Origin of the sequence: Bradyrhizobium sp. AZCC 2230, from assembly GCF_036924495.1 — a bacterium.
Classification (GTDB): Bacteria; Pseudomonadota; Alphaproteobacteria; order Rhizobiales; family Xanthobacteraceae; genus Bradyrhizobium; species Bradyrhizobium rifense.
The window spans coordinates 2,683,029-2,702,974 of the sequence record NZ_JAZHRS010000001.1; the positions used below are offsets into that span (position 1 = coordinate 2,683,029).

The following is a 19,946-nucleotide window of genomic DNA, read 5'->3' on the forward strand; positions in this document are numbered from 1 at the left end:
CTTTACGCGCCGGCTATGGCTTTTTGGATCTCCGACAGGGCGTCCAGAGCCTTTGCCCCATCAGGCCCACCGCCTTGCGCCATCTCAGGCCGACCGCCGCCGCCCTTTCCGCCTACGACGGGCACGCCAATCTTGACAAGGCTTGCGGCGTCGAAACGGGCTGATAGATCCTTGGTCACGCCGACAACGAGGCTGGCTTTTCCGTCAGCCGTGGTATTTGCAACCGCGACGACACCCGACTTGATCTCTGCCTTGGCTTGATCGACGAGAGACTTGAGTTCGTCGCTCGGCAATCCCGTCACGTGAAGTTTGTAGAACTTGACGTCACCGATCTCCACGACGTTGGAATTTCCGCCATCACCGGCAGACGCACCGCCGCCCATCGCGAGCTTCTTGCGGGCGTCGGAGAGCTCGCGCTCGAGCTTCTTGCTCTCCTCCATCAGCGCGGTGATGCGCGCCGGGACGTCGTCGATCGAGGTGCGCAGTTCGTTGGCCGCGGTCTTCGCCAGCGCCATGGTCTTGTTGGCGTGTTTTCGCGCGTAGTTGCCGGTCAAAGCCTCGATGCGGCGCACGCCGGAGGCGACCGCGCTCTCGCCGGTCAACGTGATCAGGCCGATGTCGCCGGTACGCCTGACATGCGTGCCGCCGCAGAGCTCGACCGACCAGCCGAGCGCGTTGACACCACGCTCGCGCGCGGTCTTGCCCATCGAGACGACGCGAACCTCGTCGCCGTATTTCTCGCCGAACAGCGCGCGCGCCCCGGCCTCGCGGGCCTCGTCGACGCCCATGACGCGGGTCGTGACCTCGTCGTTCTCCAGCACCACGTCGTTGGCGATGTCCTCGACGCGGGCGAGCTCTTCCGCCGTGATCGGCTTCGGATGCACGAAGTCGAAACGCAGGCGGTCCGGCGCGACCATCGAGCCGCGCTGGGCGATGTGATCGCCGAGCACCTGGCGCAGCGCCTCATGAATGAGATGCGTCGCCGAGTGATGCGCACGGATCGAGGAGCGTCGGCCGTGATCGACCTCGAGCTGCAGCGCGGTGCCGACCTTCAGCTCGCCGCTCTCCAATGTGCCCACATGAACGAAGAAATCGCCGAGCTTCTTCTGGGTGTCGGTGACGCGGAACTTGATGCCGCCCTCACCCGTCAGCACGCCGGTGTCGCCGACCTGGCCGCCGGACTCCGCATAGAACGGCGTCTGGTTGAGCAGCAGTGCGCCGGTGTCGCCGGTCTTGAGGTGGGCGACTTCCTGGCCGTCCTTCACCAGCGCGGACACCACGCCTTCGGCGCTCTCGGTCTCGTAGCCCAGAAATTCGGTGGCCCCGAGCTTTTCGCGCAGCGGGAACCAGATCGCCTCGGAGGCCGCCTCGCCAGACCCCTTCCAGGACTCGCGCGCCTTGGCCTTCTGGCGCTCCATCGCGTCGGTGAAGGAGGCCTGGTCGACACCGATGCCGCGCGACTTCAGCGCGTCCTGGGTCAGGTCGAGCGGGAAGCCGTAGGTGTCGTACAACGTGAAGGCGACGTCGCCGTCGAACATGTCGCCCTTCTTCAGGGACGCGCTCTTCTCGTCGAGGATGGCAAGGCCGCGCACCAGCGTCTTGCGGAAGCGGGTCTCTTCCAGCCGCAGCGTTTCCTCGATCAGATTTTCCGCGCGCATCAAATCCGGATAGGCCTGGCCCATCTCGCGCACCAGCGCCCACACCAGGCGATGCATCAGCGGCTCTTTCGCACCCAGCAGCTGCGCATGGCGCATCGCGCGGCGCATGATCCGGCGCAGCACATAGCCGCGGCCCTCGTTCGAGGGCAGCACGCCGTCCGCGACGAGGAAGGCAGACGAGCGCAGATGGTCGGCGATGACGCGGAACGAGGCGACGGTCTGCTCGTTCGGCCCGTGGCCCAGCGCGGACGATGTCGCGTCGATCAAATGACGGAACAAATCGGTCTCGAACACGCTGTCGACGCCCTGCATGATGCTGGCCATGCGCTCCAGGCCCATGCCGGTGTCGATCGAGGGACGCGGCAGATCCACGCGCTGCTCTTTCGTCACCTGCTCGTACTGCATGAAGACGAGATTCCAGAATTCGAGGAAGCGGTCACCATCCTCCTCCGGAGAGCCCGGAGGGCCGCCCCAGATGTGGTCGCCGCGATCGATGAAGATCTCCGAGCACGGGCCGCACGGGCCGGTGTCGCCCATCGCCCAGAAATTGTCCGAGGTCGGGATGCGGATGATGCGGTCGTCGGAGAAGCCCGCGATCTTCTTCCAGAGATCGGCGGCCTCATCGTCGGTGTGATAGACGGTGACGAGCAGCTTGTCTTTCTTGAGCCCGTATTCCTTGGTGATCAGTTTCCAGGCCAGCTCGATCGCGCGCTCCTTGAAATAGTCGCCGAACGAGAAGTTGCCGAGCATCTCGAAGAAGGTGAGATGGCGCGCGGTGTAGCCGACATTGTCGAGGTCATTGTGCTTGCCGCCGGCGCGCACGCATTTCTGCGACGTGGTCGCGCGCTGATAGGGCCGCTTCTCGACGCCGGTGAAGACGTTCTTGAACTGGACCATGCCGGCATTGGTGAACATCAATGTCGGGTCGTTGCGCGGCACCAATGGCGAGGACGACACGATCTCGTGGCCGTTCTCGGCAAAGAAGTTCAGAAAGGTCGACCTGATCTCGTTGACGCCGCTCATGTTCATCCAATCGGGTGTGCTTGGGCCCGCTTCCGTGCCGTCCAAACCTGTGATTTGGGCTGATATCTGCGGGCCAAAGCGCTTTTAGACAAGGCCAGTCTCGCTGTCCAGAAACTGTGCAGGGAGATCAGAGGGTTGCAGTATCAGCGCAATCCCGTTGAAAGCCGCCAGGTGCGCGTTGACAGGCTTGGCCGGGCTGTGGTCTGTACCCATCTGTATCGTACGGCCACGTCGGGAGAGACCGGCTTCACTGCCGGCGCCGAAGGAGCAACCGCCCCGGAAACTCTCAGGCAAAAGGACCGCGTGGCTTTGACGACATCTGGAAAGAGGCGCCGACGGGCTTAAAGCCCGGACTGCGTCCGCCGACGGGATAATACTCTCAGGCACAGCGACAGATGGGGCTTCGACTGGTGTCCGCCGGGGAATCGTCTCCGGGGAACCGCCGAGGGCCCCGTGATGCTTGCGCGCGACGACCGAGAGTCCCCTAGACGTACCCCCCTTTACGACCTGCATGTGTCGCTTGGCGGCAAGATGGTGCCGTTCGCGGGCTATGACATGCCCGTGCAGTACCCCGCGGGCGTGCTCAAAGAGCACCTCCATACCCGCTCCTCCGCCGGCCTGTTCGACGTCTCCCACATGGGCCAGATCGCCCTTCGGCCGAAGTCGGGGAAGGTCGAGGACGCCGCCCGCGCGCTGGAGCGGCTGGTGCCGCAGGATATTTTGGCGATTGCACCGGGACGGCAGCGCTACGCCCAGTTCACCAATGTGGATGGCGGCCTTCTCGACGATCTGATGGTCGCCAATTTCGGCGATCATTTGTTCCTGGTCGTCAACGCCGCCTGCAAGGAAGAGGACGAGGCGCATCTGCGCACGAATCTGTCAGACGCCTGCGTCATCGATTCGCTCGCCGATCGCGCGCTGATCGCGCTGCAGGGCCCGAAGGCCGAGTCAGCACTGGCGAAATTGTGTGCAGAGGCCCCCGCCATGAAGTTCATGGACGCCGGCCCGCATCAGGTTGCCGGCCTCGCCTGTTTCGTCTCGCGTTCGGGCTATACCGGCGAGGACGGCTTTGAGATTTCGGTGGCAGCTAGCGACGCCGAACGCCTCGCCAAGACGCTGCTGGAAAATCCTGATGTGATGCCGATCGGTCTCGGCGCCCGCGACAGCCTGCGGCTGGAAGCCGGGCTCTGCCTCTACGGCCACGACATCGACACCGAAACCACGCCGGTCGAGGCCGCGCTGGAATGGTCGGTGCAGAAGAGCCGCCGCACCGGTGGCGCCCGCGCCGGCGGCTTTCCCGGGGCCGAGAAGATCCTCGCTCATTTCGATCACGGTGCATCCCGCCGCCGCGTCGGCCTGCGCACTGAGGGCCGCGCGCCGGTGCGCGAAGGTGCGCTGCTGTTCGCTGACAGCGCGGGCGGCGAGCCGATCGGAAAGGTCACATCGGGCGGTTTCGGCCCGACCCTGAATGCGCCGGTCGCGATGGGCTATGTGCCCACAGGCCTGAGCGCGCTCGGCACAAAACTCTTCGCCGAGGTGCGCGGGCAACGTCTCGCCCTCACCGTCGCCGCCATGCCGTTCGTGAAAAACACCTACAAACGCTGACGCATGATGAGATTGAGCACAATTGGCAGCCCCACGGTCACCTCTCCCCAGCGGGGAGAGGTCGGATTGCGCCTGGCGATGCGCAGCATCGTCCAGTGCAATCCGGGTGAGGGGCCGCGGCACCCAGTGAGACCAGATCCCCTCACCCGGATCGCATCTTCGATGCGATCCGACCTCCCTACGGGAGAGGTTAAGACCGAGCCCGCGGCTTTCAACTCAACTTCATACCGCTTCAGGAAACAGACAATGACCACGACGCTGTACACCACCGACCACGAATGGCTCGCGATCGACGGCGATGTCGCAACCGTCGGCATCACGGATTACGCGCAGTCGCAGCTCGGCGACGTCGTGTTCGTCGAACTGCCCAAGGTCGGCCGCAGCCTGAAGAAGGCCGAAGCCGCCGCCGTCGTGGAATCGGTCAAGGCCGCCTCCGACGTCTACGCGCCGATCTCGGGCGACGTGCTCGAGACCAACGACGCACTCGCCGCCGAGCCCGCGCTGGTGAACTCTGACGCGCAAGCGGCGGCCTGGTTCTTCAAGATCAAGATTGCCGACAAGAGCGAGCTCGGCGGCCTCATGGATGAAGCCGCCTACAAGGCCCATACGGCGTGAGGATATGAGCCGAACCGTCTCCCCATACTCACTGTCATGCCCCGCGAAGGCGGGGCATCCAGTAAACGCAGCCGCTTCGGCTAGAACCGAGAGGCCGCGGCGTACTGGATCGCCCGCCCCTGTGCGCAATGCGCACAAGGCGGGCGATGACAGCAACTCCTGAGCGAGGACCCATGATGACCGCGCACCGCAAATCCAATGGCGACACCGCCACTTTCGTTCGCCGCCACATCGGCCCGTCGGCGCGCGATGTCACCGCAATGCTCGAAACCGTCGGTGCCAAGAGCGTCGACGCGTTGATGTCAGAGACGCTGCCGGCCTCGATCCGGCAGGCCGCGCCGCTCGATCTCGGCAAGCCGCTGAGCGAGACCGAGGCGATCGCGCATATGGCCGAGCTCGCAGCCCAGAACCAGGTCTTCACCTCGCTGATCGGCCAGGGCTATTCCGGCACGATTTTGCCTGCGGTGATCCAGCGCAACATCCTCGAAAACCCCGCCTGGTACACCGCGTATACGCCCTACCAGCCCGAGATCAGCCAGGGCCGGCTGGAAGCGCTGTTCAACTTCCAGACCATGATCTGCGATCTCACCGGGCTCGACGTCGCCAACGCCTCGCTGCTCGACGAGGCCACTGCCGCAGCCGAAGCCATGGCGCTCGCCGAACGGCATTCGCGGGTCGAAGCAAAAGCCTTCTTCGTCGACAAGGACGTGCATCCGCAGACGCTGGCTGTGATGCGCACCCGCGCCGAGCCGCTCGGCTGGTCGCTGGTCGTCGGCGACCCCCTCACCGATCTTGACAAGGCCGACGTGCTCGGCGCGCTGCTGCAATATCCGGGCTCATCCGGTGCGGTGCGCGACCTCAGGCCCGCGATCGCGGCGCTGAAGGCCAAAGGCGCGCTCGCGATCGTTGCCGCCGATCTGCTGGCACTGACGCTGATCGCCTCGCCCGGCGAGCTCGGCGCCGACATCGCGATCGGCTCCGCGCAGCGCTTTGGCGTGCCGATGGGTTACGGTGGCCCGCACGCGGCCTATATGGCGGTGCGCGATGCGCTGAAGCGCTCGCTGCCCGGCCGCATCGTCGGTCTCAGCGTCGACTCCCGCGGGATGCCTGCCTATCGCCTCGCGCTGCAGACCCGCGAGCAGCACATCCGCCGCGAGAAGGCGACCTCCAACATTTGCACCGCGCAGGTGCTGCTCGCCGTGATTGCGGCAATGTACGCGACCTATCACGGCCCCGAAGGGCTGACGCAGATCGCGCGCAATGTGCACCGCCGCGCCGCCGTGCTCGCGGCCGGCCTGCGCAAGCTCGGCTTTGCTCTGACCAGCGAAACCTTCTTCGATACGCTCAGCGTCGATGCCGGCGCCAGGCGCTCCGAGATCATCGCGCGTGCCACCGCCGAGACAATCAATCTTGGCGTCGGTGAAAGCGCGCTCCGCATCGCGCTCGACGAGACCACGACGCCCGCGACGGTCGAAGCCGTCTGGCGCGCCTTCGGCGGCCAGCTGTCCTACGCCGAGATCGACGCCACCACGCGCGAGGCGCTGCCGGAGGCGTTGAAGCGCACCACCGCGTTCCTCACCCATCCGGTGTTCCACGCCCATCGTTCGGAGACCGAGATGCTGCGCTACATGCGCAAGCTCAGCGATCGCGACCTCGCGCTCGACCGCGCGATGATTCCGCTCGGATCCTGCACCATGAAGCTGAACGCGACCACCGAGATGATGCCGCTGACCTGGCCGGAGTTCGGTAGCCTCCACCCGTTCGCCCCGCGCGAGCAGGCCAAGGGCTATTACGCGCTGTTTGCGCGGCTTGAAAAATGGCTGTGCGACATCACCGGCTACGACGCGATCTCGCTGCAGCCGAACTCGGGCGCGCAGGGTGAATATGCCGGCCTGCTTGCGATCCGCGGCTATCACGCCGCGCGCGGCGAGACGCACCGGAAAATCTGCCTGATCCCCTCCTCCGCCCACGGCACCAACCCGGCCTCGGCCGCGATGGTCGGCATGGACGTGGTGGTGGTCGCCTGCGAGGCCAACGGCGACGTCGACGTCAACGATCTCCGCGTCAAGGCGGAGAAGCATTCGAACGATCTCGCCGCGGTCATGATCACCTATCCCTCGACGCATGGCGTGTTCGAGGAGCACATCCGCGAAATCTGCGACATCGTGCATGGCCATGGCGGCCAGGTGTATCTCGACGGCGCCAACCTCAACGCGCAGGTCGGCCTGTCCCGGCCCGGCGATTACGGCGCCGATGTCAGCCATCTCAATCTGCACAAGACCTTCTGCATCCCGCATGGCGGCGGCGGCCCCGGCATGGGCCCGATCGGCGTCAAGGCGCATCTTGCGCCGTTCCTTCCAAATCATCCTGAAAATCGCCATTCCGCGACAAGCGCGGATGCCCCGGTCGGCCCGGTCTCGGCCGCACCGTTCGGCTCGGCGTCGATCCTGACCATCTCCTACATCTACATTTTGATGATGGGCGGCGAAGGATTGAAGCGCGCGACCGAGATCGCGATCCTCAATGCCAACTACATCGCAGCACGCCTCGATGCGCACTTCCCGGTGCTCTACAAGAACGAGAAGGGCCGCGTCGCGCATGAGTGCATCGTCGACCCCCGTCCGCTGAAGACGACATCCGGCGTCACCGTCGACGACATCGCAAAGCGCCTGATCGATTACGGCTTCCATGCTCCGACCATGAGCTTTCCGGTGCCGGGCACGCTGATGATCGAGCCGACCGAGTCGGAATCGAAGGCGGAGCTCGATCGTTTCTGTGACGCCATGATCGCGATCCGCAAGGAAATCGCCGAAGTCGAGGCCGGCCACTTCAAGATCGAGGCCTCGCCCTTGCGCCACGCCCCGCACACCGTACACGACATCGCCGATGACGACTGGAAGCGCGCTTACACCCGCTCTGAAGGCTGCTTCCCCGCGGGCTCCTCACGCACCGACAAATATTGGTGCCCCGTGGGACGCGTCGACAACGTCTATGGCGACCGCAATCTGGTGTGCTCGTGCCCGCCGGTGAGCGATTACGCGGAAGCCGCGGAGTAGGACGCGACGGAGGTCTCGTAGGGTGGGCAAAGCGACTTGTCCGCCGTAGCTCGAAGAGCGAAGGCGGAAGCGTGCCCACCACCTTTCGCCACGTTGAAAGATCGTGGGCACGGCGCTTACGCGCCTTTGCCCACCCTACGGCACTGAATGCGTAGCTACGGCGCAACCAACAATCGGCTTTCGCGATCCCATCGCCACAGCCGTTCGTTGGTCAGAAGCGTGCTGCCCCACCAGCGATGGATCGGGTTGTGACGGAGGAAATCTTCTTCCCCTGCCAACACCGCCCTTCCGAGTTGAGTAAGCGACAGACGCGACTGCTTGTACCGTGCGTGACGGAGCGGATCGTTGTGCATGTCGAGCGAGAACGCGCTTCTTCCAGCCCGGATAGGGCCGGCACTGGACAGCGCGCGAGGCCATTGAGCAGCGCTCCGACTTCCCAGTAACCAAAAATGCGCCGCTCATTGCGCTTCTGATCGCCCGGAAAGACATCAAAGGGTTGCACGCCGCCTGGTGCGATCAACTCCAGTATCCGCGTTTCCATCGCTCCAAGACCGGTAGTGACATTCGGAAGTTCTTCGAGCACGCCCAGCACACACTGACCGAGTTGCGGCAGCAGATTTAGATCTGCCTTGAGGAGATCAAACCAGTCTTGCGGCGTCGGCGCGCGATAGGCGCGCCACGCACGGCCGGCCAGATCAAGGTGATCTTGCGTGAGCTTGACGGTCGGCGGGTTGAGCGTCGCAAGTCGCTCGGCATCGACGCCGCCAACGGAGAGGTCCAGCTGACGCATGACGAGCTTGGAAACCGCCGATTTCCCACTCCCGCAGTAGTCGAGCAACCAGAGCAGAAGCAATTGCGCATTCGGCTCTGGCCCCATCCACAGTTCGACCGAGTCGCATTCCGCGAACAATTCGATCAATCCGCGATCTTTCGCACCCGATTCATCGAGCCGCCAGCGCGGCGTATCGTCGAGCCAATGAACGCCATGTGGCTGCGTTGCGCGTGGTGCAAAGAACGCCTCGCGCTCAGCAGCGGTTGGCAACGGTCCCCAGACCAGCCGGCGGTCGATCGCAATCACGCGATCAGCAAGGCCCGCCTGTTGAATGGCGCCGGCGGTGGCCGAGTCTGTCGTGACAATGAGCCGCGTCATGCCGGCGACCTCAAGGCTTCGTCAGAACAGCGCCGTAGCGCCACAGTCGGTCGCTGGTCAGATGCGTGCCGCCCCACCAGCGGTCGATCGGATTGTAGCGGCTAAAATCTTCCTGATGGGCCAGAACGGCCTTGCCGAACTCGGTCAGCGACAACCGGCTGCGCAGAAAAGCGACGTGCCGGTCCCGATGATTCTCCAGGTCGATTGTCCGCAGTTCATCGTCCAGCCCCGCCACCGCGGGTTTCGGACCATGTGCTAACCCTTGAAGCAACCTTCCCGACTCAACTTCGCCGAATATCCGCGTGCCTCGGAGTGAGCGCAGGTGAAACAGCGCATTTGTGAGCGTGAACCCTCGCGCAATGAGTTCCAGAAACCGCAACTCAGTTACACCAAGTCCTGTCAAAGGCGACGGAAGCTCTTCCAACAGATCGAGCAGAGCCGGCCTCAACATCGGCAACGCGCTAAGGTCCTTGTGGACCAGATCAGCGCAAGCCTCGGGTGTCGGCGCGCAATAGGCCTGCCAAGCCATCTTGGCGGTCGCAAGCTCATTGGCCGTGACGTCCACGACAGGAATATATGACGCGGAATTTCCGAGCCTTTCGATTCTCACGTCGAAAAAATCACTCGCCAGCAAACGCAATCGAAGCTTTTCCAGCAGCTGGGGGCATGAAGCGAGATAGTCGAGCAGCCAAATCAACTGCAATTGATCTTCGGGGTTCGGGTCAAACCAAAGTTCAATCTCGTCATAGCGCTCGCAAAACTCGGCAAAAGGCAGGTTCCTGCGATCCTTGAAGGCGGGAGGCCATACCACGCCCCAATGCGACCAGTGATCGCCCGTCCTGAGCGTTCCTGAGCGCGCCCCGAAATAAGCTGCGAAATATTCGGGTGAAGGCAGCGGATCCCACGTGAAACGAAAAAGAAAAAAACGACGATCTCAGCCAACTTCGATTTGGCAAGATCAGCGCCGGACGAACTGGTCAAGATCAGACGCTTCATCACACCACCCGATCAACGCAGCACAAAACGAAACGGGCGCTGACGACGTCGGCAACTCAACGTCCTCAGCGCCCGCTCCTCGCGAAAGTTCTTCGCGTTAGGACTTACTCGTCCGCCGGCTCCTCGCCGTCGGCGTCGCGCTCGGGGGCGCCGGCGAGAATCTGCTCGGCGATCAGGCCGGAGTTCTGGCGGATCGAGGTTTCGATCTTGGCGGTGATGTCGGGATTGGCCTTCAGGAACGCTTTCGAGTTCTCGCGGCCCTGGCCGAGGCGCTGGCTGTCATAGGAGAACCAGGCGCCGGATTTTTCGACGATGCCGGCCTTGACGCCGAGATCGAGGATCTCGCCCATCTTGGAGACGCCCTCGCCGTACATGATGTCGAACTCGACCTGCTTGAAGGGAGGTGCCAGCTTGTTCTTCACCACCTTGACGCGGGTGGTGTTGCCGACCACTTCGTCGCGCTCCTTGATCGCGCCGATGCGGCGGATGTCGAGGCGGACGGAGGCATAGAATTTCAGCGCGTTGCCGCCGGTGGTGGTTTCCGGCGAGCCGTACATCACACCGATCTTCATGCGGATCTGGTTGATGAAGATCACCATGGTGTTGGACTTGTTGATCGAGGCCGTGAGCTTGCGCAGCGCCTGGCTCATCAATCGCGCTTGAAGACCCGGCAGCGCATCGCCCATCTCGCCCTCGAGCTCGGCCTTCGGCACCAGCGCCGCAACCGAATCGACCACCAGAACGTCCACCGCACCGGAGCGCACCAGCGTGTCGCAGATTTCCAGCGCCTGCTCGCCGGTGTCGGGCTGGGAGATCAGCAGCTCGTCGATATTGACCCCGAGCTTGCGCGCATAGACCGGATCGAGCGCGTGCTCGGCGTCGATGAAGGCGCAGATGCCGCCCTTCTTCTGCGCTTCCGCGACCGTGTGCAGCGCCAGCGTGGTTTTTCCCGAGGATTCCGGCCCGTAGATCTCGACGACACGCCCCTTCGGCAGGCCGCCGATGCCGAGCGCGATATCCAGCCCGAGCGACCCGGACGACACCGCCTCGACATCCATCGAGCGGTCGTTCTTGCCGAGCTTCATCACCGAGCCCTTGCCGAACTGGCGCTCGATCTGGGAGAGCGCGGCAGCCAGAGCTTTACTCTTGTCCATGGAGGATCCTTCGACGATACGCAGGGCAGTGGTGGACATTGGGTCGTGCTCCTTATGGCGAGGATTCGGGTGCGGGACAAACGATTGGCGGCGGGTCGTCGATAAAAACAACGTACACTATTTGTTCTAAGTTCGCAATATGTTCTTTTGTGGAATTTGGCACTGGCCTAAATGAGCCACTCTGAAAATCAAATCGAGCCACTAGAGCAGTTTGCTCCGGCAACGGATTTGGAGCTGGACGCGGGAATACGCCGCGCCGAAGGAATGGCCCGCTGCTCAACGGGTACGGTGGTTCAAGACGTTCGCAATGAACGTCTCTCAAATCTATGATGGGGACGAGAACCCCGTTGAAATGAAGATCGAGCAAGACAAGGCCGCCGACTGAGGCGGCCTTTCACAAATTGAAGAACAGTATGGATGCCAGGACTGCTGAAAAGACGCACAGTCCAATGATGGCGAGTTTGAAAATCAGATGGGCCACACCGCCACCCTCGGCTTGCTTAGGCGGGCGGCCTCAATCCGGGCGACGAAAGCCACTCACTTATGTGCGAAGCGGTCTCCGCAAGCTGGGCCCTGCGAAGAAGCCTGGCGCGCTCTACCCCGGGCGGGGTGCCTCTGGCTTCTTTCCGCAGACGTTCGGCCTCTTCCGAAAGGCGCTGGTCGAGGGGATCGATTTGGTTGAAACGGCGTCGGTGCTCTTGCATGACGCTGCTCCCTGTTTGAGTGGGGCGGGAGCGCAACCGGGCGTTCTCAGTCACCGATAAAAGCCGAGGGCCGGGCGGTGATGGGGGACATTGTGCGCCTCATAAGTTCCGAATACGAGTCAATTCGGCACCTTCCCTACAGGCATGTTCCACCAGTGGATACGTTAGTTCGCGGCATGTTCTCTGTGACCGCATTCCTTGATCTTCCTCAAGGTTCATCCAATCCAAAACAGGCCACTGGGAAATTCGACTTAGGCCACTGAGGGTTAAACAGGCCAGCGCCAAATTCCAGGTGCTGGCCTGTTTCCGACCGCAGTGGCCTGGTTTCAAAACCACGGTGGCCTGTTTTGAAATGTTCGCTTTGGAACTGTGGGTCGGTCGTCTGCATATTCATTTCGCAAGAACTCAAACTCTGCGGTTAGGACCCGTTGGACGAGGTTGTGTCATGTCGAAACGTCGTCGTTTTAAACAGTCCCTTTCCCTGGAAGAACGCCTTGCCCAAGAAGCCGAACGATTAAGAGAGCAAGCCAAACAGCTTTCGCCCGGCCCTGAGCGCGAAGCCCTCCTCCGCAAAGCCAGACAGGCAGAAACCGGCTCTCACATGAGCGAGTGGCTGAGGTCGCCCGGGCTGCAGGCGCCAGAGTAGTACCCATAAATTCCCCAACTGAGGCGATGGCCTGCTTTGAACGCTGCCGTCATAAGTTCGCAATCTTCCGCGAACCTTTCTGCTGGGTACGGTTAGTTTTGGGGAGTCTGGGTGATGACGGAAAGCACGCAGCAAGCGGACAGGCGCACTCGGTTGTTGGAAGCCGCCACGGCAGCAATGATTGAGTTCGAGCGTAGGGAAAGCGACTTCCGCAAAAAGGATCAGGCCGAGCGCGCCGCTGAGCTTCGCCTTCCTCTGGATAGGATGAACGTGCACTGAGCAGCAGTCACAGGACTGTCATGGCACGTTCCTAGCATTGTCATGCGACGGGGGTCCGGCGCGCAGCTCCCCGTCCTGATCTTCGGCCTAGACCACCAGACTGGACGGGGAGCTTGCCCCTGAGAACCATCCGCACGCGCGCGGGTTATCCCCGCATTGCTGATTCCGCTCGATGTCGCCCACCTTTCCGGAATGATCTCGCCCACCGTTCCGATTTGATGTCGCCCACCATTCCGAGATGATCTCGCCCACCATTCCGGGATGATGTCGCCCGGGGTGACGAGGCCTCTTCTGGCTCCGATACGGTCCCGCCTTTCGGCTTTGCGAAGGGGGACCTGGATGCCGACGGAGAGGCTTGCGATGCGCCACGTGCGCGAAGTGATCAGATTGAAGTCGGCTGGGATGCCGACCCGCGAGATTGCGCGGCGGTTGGGGACGGCGCCTTCGACGGTGCGGTTGACGATCCGCCGGTTCGAGGCGGCGGGGCTGACCTGGCCGTTGCCAGACGACGTCACCGACACGGTGCTGGAGGCCCGGCTGTTCGCCAGCGCCGGAGCCGGTCCGGGCACCCGGCGGGGCCATCGGCGGCAGGCCGAGCCGGACTGGGCGGCGGTGCATCGCGAGCTCAAGCGCAAGCACGTGACGCTGTCGATTGTGTGGGAGGAGTACATCGCGGGCGAACCCGGCGGGTATCGCTATTCGCGGTTCTGCGAGCTCTACCGGGCCTGGGAAGGCCGGCTGTCGGTGACGATGCGCCAGTCGCATGCGGCCGGCGACAAGCTGTTCGTCGACTATGCCGGCGACGGCGTGCCGGTGGTGATCGACCGGTTCACCGGCGAACGGCGCACCGCGCAGATCTTCGTCGCAGTGCTCGGCGCATCGAGCTTCACCTACGCGCAGGCGACCTGGACGCAGGGCCTCGCCGACTGGATCAGCGGGCACGTCGGCGCCTTCGAGGCGATCGGCGGCGTGCCGGCACTGCTGGTGCCGGACAACACCAAGGTCGCGGTGATCAAGGCCTGCCTCTACGATCCGCAGATCAACCGCAGCTACGCCGATATGGCGGCGCATTACGGCACCGCCATTCTGCCGGCGAGGCCGCGACGGCCACGGGACAAGGCCAAGGTCGAGCAGGCGGTCCTCATGGTCGAGCGCTGGCTGCTCGGACGGCTGCGCCACCGGATCTTCCACAGCCTCGCCGAGGTCAACGCGGCGATCGCCGAGTTAATGACCCGGCTCAACGAGGAGCGGCCGATCCGGCGGCTCGGCGTCACTCGCCGCAAGCTGCTGGAGGAGATCGACCGGCCGGCACTCCAGGCCTTGCCGGAGAGCCCTTACGTGTTCGCTGAGTGGCGGATCTGCCGGGTCAGCATCGATTATCACGTCGAGATCGAGGCGCATTATTACAGCGTTCCGCATCGCTTCGTCCGCGCCGAGGTCGAGGTGCGCTTCACGGCCCGCACCGTCGAGATATTCCACAAGGGTGAGCGGATCGCCGCGCATCAGCGCATGAGCGGCAACCACAAGCACACGACCGTGCCGGAGCACATGGCATCCAGTCATCGGCGCTACGCCGGCTGGACCATCGAGCGCATCCGCAAGGACGCAGCCTCGATCGGGCCGGCGACCGCGGCGCTGTGCGACCTGATCCTCGACGAGCGCGCGCATCCGGAACAGGGCTTCCGCGCCTGTCTCGGCATCATCCGGCTCGCCCGATCCTACGGGCACGAGCGGCTCGATGCCGCCGCCATGCGGGCGATCGATATCGGCGCGCGCACCTACGGCTCGGTCAAATCGATCCTCGCCAACAATCTCGATCGGCGTCCTTCACCCAAGCGCTCCGCGGACGACGCGCCGATCCTTCATCCCAACATCCGCGGGCCGCGCTACTACAATTAGGAGATCTCATCTTGCTTACCCATCCGACCCTCGATCAGCTCCACGCGCTCGGCCTTCACGGCATGGCCAAGGCCTTCGCCGACATCGAAGCCGGCGGCGACGCCGCAAGCCTCGGCCACGCCGAATGGCTCGCGCTCCTGCTCGAACGCGAAGCGTCATTGCGACGCGACAAGCGGCTGTCGAAGCGGCTGCAATACGCCAAGCTGCGCCAGGAGGCCTGCGTCGAAGACATCGACTACCGCACTCCACGCGGCCTCGACCGCAGCCTGCTGACGATGCTGGTCGAAGGCCGCTGGATCGATGACCACGCCAACCTGCTGATCTGCGGGCCCTCCGGCGTCGGCAAAAGCTGGCTCGCCTCAGCGCTCGGCAACAAGGCCTGCCGCGACAATCGCTCCGTGCTCTATCAGCGCGTCCCGCGACTGTTCAGCGATCTGGCCTTGGCGCGCGGTGACGGCCGCCACCCCCGCCTGCTGCGCGCGCTCGGCCGCGTCGATCTCCTCATCCTCGACGACTGGGGCCTCGAGCCGCTCGACGCCGCGGCCCGCCACGACCTCCTGGAGATCCTCGAGGACCGCTACGGCCACCGCTCCACCATCGTCACCAGCCAGCTTCCCGTCGATCAATGGCACGCGCTGATCGGCGACCCCACCTACGCCGACGCCGTTCTCGACCGCCTGGTCCATAACGCCCACCGGATCGATCTCAATGGCGAGAGCCTGCGGCGAACCCGTAAGCCCGGCCGAAAGGCCTGAGCCCGTGGCCCTGTGGACATGCCGCTGCGCTTGGACAACGCGAAGGGCGTTGCCCACATGCCCACAGCAGGAGCAGCAAAAAACAAGTCCTTCGAGCCGCGATTCAAGATTGACCACGCGGCTTCGCCGATGCCAGAAACCAGACAGCCAGAACGCCTCGCGCCCCGGGCGACATCAAATCGGAATGGTGGGCGAGATCATCTCGGAATCCTGGGCGAGATCAAATCGGTACACCCGGGCGAGATCATCGGAATCCGCACCGCATGAATCGCATCTGGTATTTTGCCACCTTTATCGTCGTCACCGGGATCGTCTTCGGTGCCCTGGTAGGCTTTGACAAGCTCTTAGGAGGAGCCGGATAAGGCCGCCTCAGTGTGAAACGGCCTCGTCCCCTACCCGTATCTGGTGGGCTGGGGGATTTCAGTGCCCAGTTCAACGCAGCGCCGCCAAGCATTGATTTGAGCCTGGTCGCGTTGTGCCGTTGAACCTTCTCGTCATCCATTCGGACTAATCAGTATCCGGGATTTTGCTAATCCCTCTCGGGGCTGGAACGCCGCCGCCCGCGATCATTTAAGCGGGCGGCGTTTTTACTTCTGGGAAACGAAAAAGCCCCAGCCCAAGCGGTTCGCAAATACTCGATCGCCCTTGCGATTCCCTGTTCGGAGCTTTCGCGGCTCTTCTGACGCTGCATTGGTGCGTTGCTCGGCCGAAGAAATAGGCCGCCTCAATTGGCCGAGGCCGGTCCATTCGCATTCCCCAGAATCAGCAACGCCAGAGGCGCCAGGGGACCGACCGCGGCGGCGATCCAAAGCCATTTGCCGGACGGCCTGTTACGCTCGCGCGCCATTGCGCCTGCGAGCGGGATCGATCCAATCGAGACGATGACGAACAGCCAAAAGCCCATGACCATCTCCGCTGCACCATCTCCGGTGCGACGCGGCACGATAGCATGAAGGCAACCGGCGCCCCCGCCCTCCGCAAAATGTGAGGCCACGCTCCTCCTTCGAAGATGACGCGCATCAAAGACGCGCCGTCATCATTCTGCAATCCTGTAGCACCGAACTTTTCTGCGGCTGCCGACTTGAAACGGCGCCGGCACAATGGGGATTGGATCATGACGGAAAACACGCAAGCCGATGCAGTCAGGCGCAATTCTCTGCTCGAGACGGCGCTCGAGGAGATGCTGAAGTTCGAGCGCCAGGAATCCGAGTTCCGCAAGAAGGACCGCGCGGAGCGTGCTGCCGATCTCCGCCTGCCGCTGGACGAGATCCAGGTGCACTAGGAAATGTGCACTAGGAAACGCCAGCCAAAACAGGCTGTTGCCTACTGTGCATGGGGTTGTTTTCAAGAGCTTTTGGCGGCACGTGCCGCCAAGGGTGCTGTTACATAAGGGTGCTGTTACATCAAGGCTGCCGTTACATCAGCACCAGCAGCACGATGCCGATGACCGCCACCACGAAGCCAGCCGCCGTCGCGGCGGCGAATGACCGCTCTACCTTGTCCATGATGCCACCCCGCTAGCAGCGCGCCACGTTTCCCCCATGGCTTCGCCGTGCCCGCAAAGTGTCGCCAACGGATGTGTCTGAAGTTGTGCGGGGGGATGTCTGAATTGGGACGTGAGAGCGGATCTAAATGCGACCGCAAGCTTCGCACAAGCTTGCGTAAGGCACCTGTCAGCCGAATGCTCTAGCGTCGCATTGCCCGGTGGACCAACACCGGGCCTCCATACCCAGTCGACCCCGCTCTGCCCCGAGCGGGGTTTTCTGTTTTCGCCGACCTGACGCGTCGCCGACTCTCGGAATTAGACTCGTGGAATCCGACTTGAGATTCGGTTTGCGATCCGATCCGTCCCGGTCTGTCAGGCTGTCGTAAGCTGAACGGGCTACGGTCGTCTGGCTATGGTGTTGCAGCCCAGCACCTCAGCCTCCAATAACCTTCTACCCCCGCCCGGCTCTCCCCTGGCGGGGTTTTTTCTTGCGCGCGCATGGATCCATCGCGTGCTTCCCCGCATATCTGTCCGTGGTTCTCCGACCATGAACGGAGTTCCTGGCGGGAGGGCTGAGGTGCCGCGAAAACGCACCCGTCGGTTCCATCTTTCGGAATCCGATTTCGCTTGTTTCGAGCCACGCGCGTTTGCTGAATTCCGATGAACTATCCACGGCTTAACAGCAATTTTTGCTTGTCGATGGAATATTGCGAGACCCAACATGTTACCCGACACGGCAAGGTGAATCGTGGAGGTGACCATGGATCACAGGGGCGTTGAGTTCACGGTTGTAAAGACGGCGATCCCGGGGGTCTGGCAGTGGCAGTTCCGGATCGGCGACGAGACCAAGACAGGCAAGACCGAAACGAAGATCGACCTGCTGGCGATCCGTCGCGTGCAACTGCGCATCGACCGGGAACTGAAGGCCATCGGCCGCAAGACGGCCTGAAGAAGACGGCCTGAACCGGCAGGTCGAGCGGCCGGACCAGGGCTAGTCGGCGCTGGGCAGCCGTCGCATGGTGAATTCGATGTCGCCGCCGGGCAGTTCGCGCCAGTTCTCGACTTCGCTCATATAGCCGGCCTTGGGATAGCGCGCGAAAAAGGCCTGCGCCCTTGCCCGTGCCGCGGCGCGAGGCAGAGTAAAACTCTCGCGCAGATAGCCGTCGCCGGCCTTGCCGCCCGCCCCAGTGGCCGGCTTGCGCCGGCGCGCCATCCGCTCGGCGAGGTCCCGCGGGCGATCCGCCATATCCTGCCTCCTCAACGCAACACTGCGAAGGAATGTAGGATCAAGGCTTGCCTAAGGGGAGTCCCGAACGGAGACATCACCCGCCTCCGGGGCCGCCCACGGTCAATTGGCGGCCGTACCGGCCTTGGTGGTCTTCTTGGGCGCGCCGGTGGCGGCCGCGGCCTTCGGCGCGGGCTGCTTCGGCGTGTCGGCGCGCATGCCGCCCCAGGGATCGCTGGACGCCTTGGCGTCCGGAATCTTCCTCAACGTCTCCTTGTAGGCCTTGTCGCGCGCGGCATCGGCGGCCTTCTCGTCCTCGGTCTTGGAGGGGCCATCCGCCATCAGATTGATATGGGGCGACTCCTGCGCGAAGGCCGGTCCAGCCACCAGCGCCAGCACCGCCGCCATACGGAAAAGCTTCATCATTCACTCCTTGATCATCGATAGAGGGGCGCCGCACCCTGACCTTCTTCACGGCTCCGAGCGCCGCATCAATCCGCTAGAGCCGGTCCGATCTGCACGATTTCGGCCCGTGGAGCCAGTCGTCCCAGATCGGGCCGCACCTGGTGCAGCCGTTCAGCGCCAGACCAAGCACGGCCAGGCAAATGACAAGGACACATCGACGCAACATCGTCCACCCGCTCCCAAGCGTGCCATCATATCGGGCGAAGTCGGGCATTTTCAAGCCGACGGCCAAGGTGACTTTGCCGCGCCCGAGCGGGGAGAATGAGCGAAACATCCGGCAACACAGGAGGGAACGATAGCCATGCCACCGCAGCCAGACGCCGAGTTCGGCATCACCGAGGCCAGACGCATCCTCGGCGAGGTCTTTGCGCCCTGGGTCCAGGATCTCAACCTCTCCGTCGAGCGCCTTGAGCACACCCCACCTGCCGACGCGCCGGACTGGCAGCCAGGCGCGCTGCTCCGCATGCCGTTCTCGGAGCGGCTGTGCCGCAACGGCGGCGTGGTCTGCGGCCAGGCGCTGATGGCGCTCGCCGACACCGCGATGGTGATCGCGAACCTCGCCGCCAATCGCGGCTATCGTCCGATGACGACGGTGGACCAGACCACGCATTTCATGCGCGCGGTCTCCTCGTCCGACGTGCTGGCGGACGCGCGCGTGGTGCGGCTCGGACGCACCATGAGCTTTGGCCGCGTCACCCTGCTCTCTGCTACGGACAACAAGCAGGTGGCGATGGTGTCGAGCGCGTTCGCGATGCTGCCGGGCTGAGCATCATCCGAAACGAAGAGAGCCGCATGAGCGCAAAACGCACCGCGGCTCTCGATGACGTCGAAGCGAGACTGAGGCGCGATCGCGATCACGCCTCAGTCGACACGCTTCAAGAATTACTTGCCGAGCACTTCGTCGGCGGCGGTGACGATGCTGACGTTCGGATTGGTGCCGCAATAGGTGCCGAACTTCTTGGCGTTCTCGACGAACACGTCGGTGTCGATGATCGCGTTGTCCTCGTCGCCCTTGTACCAGCCGTCCATCCAGGTCAGCACCATCTTGATGGTGTCGTCGCCGCTCTCGAGGAACTGCTTGCAGCTCATGGTCGCGAGATCGAGCTTGGTGGCGTGGGCGGGCATGGACGACAGCGAGAGCGCTGCGGCGAACAGAAGCGAAAGCGTGGTCTTCATCGGAATCTCCATCGGCGCGTAACGCCATAAAGGAAAGGCTTGCGGGATAAACTC

General features: G+C 63.4%; 18 protein-coding genes and 1 riboswitch. Of the genes, 10 read left to right on the forward strand and 8 right to left on the reverse strand.

The window, feature by feature from the left end:
* Nucleotides 1-2: 2 nt before the first annotated feature.
* Complete coding sequence (gene alaS / locus V1280_RS13160) at nt 3-2,681, reverse strand: alanine--tRNA ligase (protein ID WP_334524141.1); 2,679 nt, start codon at nt 2,679-2,681, stop codon at nt 3-5.
* A 222-nt stretch (nt 2,682-2,903) separates the two neighbouring features.
* Nucleotides 2,904-2,992, forward strand: a riboswitch (glycine riboswitch).
* A gap of 145 nt (nt 2,993-3,137) precedes the next feature.
* Here alaS and gcvT point away from each other — a divergent pair.
* From gcvT to gcvP, 3 genes are all read left to right on the forward strand, one after another.
* Nucleotides 3,138-4,286, forward strand: a complete 1,149-nt coding sequence (gene gcvT / locus V1280_RS13165; protein ID WP_334538287.1) for a glycine cleavage system aminomethyltransferase GcvT — start codon at nt 3,138-3,140, stop codon at nt 4,284-4,286.
* Between the two features lie 246 nt (nt 4,287-4,532).
* A complete protein-coding gene (gene gcvH, locus V1280_RS13170; protein ID WP_334524143.1) occupies nt 4,533-4,901 on the forward strand; it encodes a glycine cleavage system protein GcvH in 369 nt (122 codons plus the stop codon).
* Nucleotides 4,902-5,077: 176 nt separating this feature from the next.
* Nucleotides 5,078-7,957 carry an aminomethyl-transferring glycine dehydrogenase gene (gene gcvP, locus V1280_RS13175; protein WP_334538288.1) on the forward strand — a complete coding sequence of 960 codons (2,880 nt, stop codon included), beginning with the start codon at nt 5,078-5,080 and terminating at the stop codon, nt 7,955-7,957.
* A gap of 211 nt (nt 7,958-8,168) precedes the next feature.
* Here gcvP and V1280_RS13180 read toward each other — a convergent pair whose 3' ends face one another.
* The 3 genes from V1280_RS13180 to recA form a co-directional block, all read right to left on the reverse strand.
* Nucleotides 8,169-9,107 carry a hypothetical protein gene (locus V1280_RS13180; RefSeq protein WP_334524145.1) on the reverse strand — a complete coding sequence of 313 codons (939 nt, stop codon included), beginning with the start codon at nt 9,105-9,107 and terminating at the stop codon, nt 8,169-8,171.
* A gap of 10 nt (nt 9,108-9,117) precedes the next feature.
* Complete coding sequence (locus tag V1280_RS13185; RefSeq protein ID WP_334524148.1) at nt 9,118-9,918, reverse strand: hypothetical protein; 801 nt, start codon at nt 9,916-9,918, stop codon at nt 9,118-9,120.
* Nucleotides 9,919-10,207: 289 nt separating this feature from the next.
* A complete protein-coding gene (gene recA / locus V1280_RS13190; protein WP_334524151.1) occupies nt 10,208-11,296 on the reverse strand; it encodes a recombinase RecA in 1,089 nt (362 codons plus the stop codon).
* Between the two features lie 1,110 nt (nt 11,297-12,406).
* Here recA and V1280_RS13195 point away from each other — a divergent pair.
* The 4 genes from V1280_RS13195 to istB all read left to right on the forward strand — a co-directional run bounded on the left by V1280_RS13195 (nt 12,407) and on the right by istB (nt 15,540).
* Entirely contained in the window at nt 12,407-12,607 is a 201-nt protein-coding gene (locus V1280_RS13195) for a hypothetical protein (RefSeq protein WP_334524154.1), read from the forward strand.
* A 114-nt stretch (nt 12,608-12,721) separates the two neighbouring features.
* Nucleotides 12,722-12,886: a hypothetical protein gene (locus V1280_RS13200; protein ID WP_334524157.1), complete on the forward strand. Its 165-nt coding sequence runs from the start codon at nt 12,722-12,724 to the stop codon at nt 12,884-12,886.
* Nucleotides 12,887-13,246: 360 nt separating this feature from the next.
* Nucleotides 13,247-14,785, forward strand: a complete 1,539-nt coding sequence (istA, locus tag V1280_RS13205; RefSeq protein ID WP_334538124.1) for an IS21 family transposase — start codon at nt 13,247-13,249, stop codon at nt 14,783-14,785.
* 11 nt (nt 14,786-14,796) lie between these two features.
* Nucleotides 14,797-15,540: an IS21-like element helper ATPase IstB gene (gene istB / locus V1280_RS13210; protein WP_334518610.1), complete on the forward strand. Its 744-nt coding sequence runs from the start codon at nt 14,797-14,799 to the stop codon at nt 15,538-15,540.
* 724 nt (nt 15,541-16,264) lie between these two features.
* On the opposite strand, the gene V1280_RS13215 is transcribed toward istB, so the two are convergent.
* Nucleotides 16,265-16,444, reverse strand: coding sequence for a hypothetical protein (locus tag V1280_RS13215; RefSeq protein WP_334524160.1), 180 nt, complete (start codon nt 16,442-16,444; stop codon nt 16,265-16,267).
* 210 nt (nt 16,445-16,654) lie between these two features.
* Between V1280_RS13215 and V1280_RS13220 the strand changes: the two genes are divergently transcribed.
* Nucleotides 16,655-16,822 carry a hypothetical protein gene (locus tag V1280_RS13220; protein ID WP_334524163.1) on the forward strand — a complete coding sequence of 56 codons (168 nt, stop codon included), beginning with the start codon at nt 16,655-16,657 and terminating at the stop codon, nt 16,820-16,822.
* A gap of 964 nt (nt 16,823-17,786) precedes the next feature.
* Nucleotides 17,787-17,975, forward strand: coding sequence for a hypothetical protein (locus V1280_RS13225; RefSeq protein WP_334524166.1), 189 nt, complete (start codon nt 17,787-17,789; stop codon nt 17,973-17,975).
* 42 nt (nt 17,976-18,017) lie between these two features.
* On the opposite strand, the gene V1280_RS13230 is transcribed toward V1280_RS13225, so the two are convergent.
* Together V1280_RS13230 and V1280_RS13235 are read right to left on the reverse strand one after the other, a co-directional pair.
* Nucleotides 18,018-18,272: a hypothetical protein gene (locus V1280_RS13230; RefSeq protein ID WP_334524169.1), complete on the reverse strand. Its 255-nt coding sequence runs from the start codon at nt 18,270-18,272 to the stop codon at nt 18,018-18,020.
* A 102-nt stretch (nt 18,273-18,374) separates the two neighbouring features.
* Complete coding sequence (locus V1280_RS13235; protein ID WP_334524172.1) at nt 18,375-18,674, reverse strand: hypothetical protein; 300 nt, start codon at nt 18,672-18,674, stop codon at nt 18,375-18,377.
* Between the two features lie 343 nt (nt 18,675-19,017).
* On the opposite strand from V1280_RS13235, the gene V1280_RS13240 reads away from it, so the two are divergent.
* Nucleotides 19,018-19,482: a PaaI family thioesterase gene (locus V1280_RS13240; protein WP_334524175.1), complete on the forward strand. Its 465-nt coding sequence runs from the start codon at nt 19,018-19,020 to the stop codon at nt 19,480-19,482.
* A gap of 116 nt (nt 19,483-19,598) precedes the next feature.
* Here the strand turns inward: V1280_RS13240 and V1280_RS13245 are convergent, their stop codons facing one another.
* The gene (locus V1280_RS13245) at nt 19,599-19,892 is read right to left on the reverse strand and encodes an HdeA/HdeB family chaperone (RefSeq protein ID WP_187436784.1); all 294 of its coding nucleotides are present in this window, start codon (nt 19,890-19,892) and stop codon (nt 19,599-19,601) included.
* Nucleotides 19,893-19,946: the final 54 nt, after the last annotated feature.